Raw genomic sequence first — 1764 nt, 5'->3', positions numbered from 1 at the left:
AATGGGGTCTCATCAATTCCGTTCTTTTTTAACAAAGAGCAATTGCAGAGTATAGTGAATCGCTATAAGCAGCAAGACCCTAACTCCCAGGTTAAGATAGAGGTAGTGCCTCTAGAGGGCGTTATTCAAACCTTACAGGAGAGCAATGATCAGCAGCTAGAGAAAATCGTACTAGTGCCATCCCAGGAATCCCTGAAATTTTTGCAAGGTCTGTCCCAAAATCAACTCCAACGTCCAAATCAATGATTATGGGTCAGGGGTCGGTGGTCTCGGGAAAAGAACTCTGGCAGTGGCGTCAAGATGCCTGCAAGTCCGCAGCAGAGGCAGGTGTCTCTACAGCTGAAGTGGACTGGTTGCTAAAGGAGATAGCTGAGCTTGACCCGTTAGTGCTACGCTTGGAGTCATGGCAACAGTGTTCCTTATCAGGGAAAGCCGCTGAAAACTCAACTATTCAACTTTCCAAACCTCTACCTGTACTTACCCAACTGTGGCAAAGGCGTATCCATCAGCGATGCCCAGTTCAATACCTAGCTGGGGTTACTCCTTGGCGTCATTTCTCCTTGAGAGTTTCCCCAGCTGTCCTGATTCCCCGTCCAGAAACTGAATCCCTGATTGATCTGGCGGTCAATGCTGTAGCTATGAGCTCTAAACCTGACTTATCATCAGGACACTGGGCGGATTTGGGGACTGGTAGTGGAGCGATCGCTTGTGGACTGGCAGAGGTATTTCCCCATGGGACAATTCATGCCGTTGATTGCACTGAAGAAGCCCTTGCCATTGCTCAACTTAATGCTCAACAGTTGGGCATGGCAGAAAAAATTAAGTTCTACCATGGTTCTTGGTATTCACCTCTAGAAGCCTTAAAAGGTCAGTTAAGTGGTATGGTGGCCAACCCACCTTATATACCTAGTAAATCCCTTAAACAGCTACAACCAGAAATATACTACCATGAACCCCATATTGCCCTCGACGGTGGTAGGGATGGTCTAGACTGTATCCGACAGCTGATTGACATGTCTGGGGATTATCTGCGCCCCGGCGGTGTTTGGTTAATTGAAATGATGGCAGGACAAGCTGAGAAGGTTGTTCAAATACTGCAAAACCAGGGCAGTTACTCACAGATCCAGATATTTCCGGATTTAGCAGGTATTGACCGCTTTGCTCTAGCTTATAGAAAGTATGAAGTATAAACAAGGTATGCATCGATGCCAATAGGTAAAAAGCTTTGGATAATTTCAGCCAACGTTTACCTTTGAGGTTATCGCTTCTACTTTTTAGTGTGCTGGTGAGCAATGACCCAAGTTTCTATGGCTACCCTGATTTCTGGGGCTCTCTCAGGTAAGCTGGTAAGTTTTCCAACAGATACAGTCCCAGCACTAGCAGTGCTACCGCACAAGTCAGAGTTGGTGTTTGAGGCAAAGCGCCGTCCTCAAGACAAACCTTTGATTTTGATGGGGGCATCCCCTAAGTCTCTTTGGCCATATGTTCAAGGTACTTCCGCACAGAGGTCGATTTGGGAACAGATGGCTCAGAAGTATTGGCCAGGAGCATTAACATTGGTGTTACCCGCTTCAGATAAAGTACCTACCGTTATGAATCCTTCTGACCCGACTACTATTGGGGTGCGTGTGCCAGCTTCTAAGGTAGCGATCGCAATTTTGTCCAAGACTGGTCCGTTGGCAACTACCAGTGCTAATTACTCAGGCGAGCCACCTTTACAAACAATGGCAGCGGTTGAGGTGCAGTTTCCCGAGGTATTGACGC

3 protein-coding genes are annotated in these 1764 nt (G+C 47.2%); all 3 read left to right on the top strand.

Annotation, left to right across the window (positions count from 1 at the left end; genetic code table 11):
* The coding region (locus F6K53_RS39835) for a Tic22 family protein (RefSeq protein ID WP_366511425.1) at window positions 1-246 on the top strand (246 nt) is incomplete at its 5' end.
* Entirely contained in the window at window positions 243-1190 is a 948-nt protein-coding gene (gene prmC, locus F6K53_RS39830; RefSeq protein WP_293085542.1) for a peptide chain release factor N(5)-glutamine methyltransferase, read from the top strand. The genes F6K53_RS39835 and prmC, both read left to right, overlap by 4 nt.
* A gap of 102 nt (window positions 1191-1292) precedes the next feature.
* The coding region (locus F6K53_RS39825; protein WP_293085540.1) for an L-threonylcarbamoyladenylate synthase at window positions 1293-1764 on the top strand (472 nt) is incomplete at its 3' end.

The organism is Moorena sp. SIO4A1 (assembly GCF_010672065.1).
Taxonomy (GTDB): Bacteria; Cyanobacteriota; Cyanobacteriia; order Cyanobacteriales; family Coleofasciculaceae; genus Moorena.
Note: the sequence above shows the minus strand (reverse complement) of the source record. Positions and strands in the feature narration are given on the sequence as shown.

Excerpts from the sequence above, each read along its gene's own strand:
- prmC (WP_293085542.1), top strand. The coding sequence starts at position 243 with ATGATTATGGGTCAGGGGTCGGTGGTCTCGGGAAAAGAACTCTGGCAG.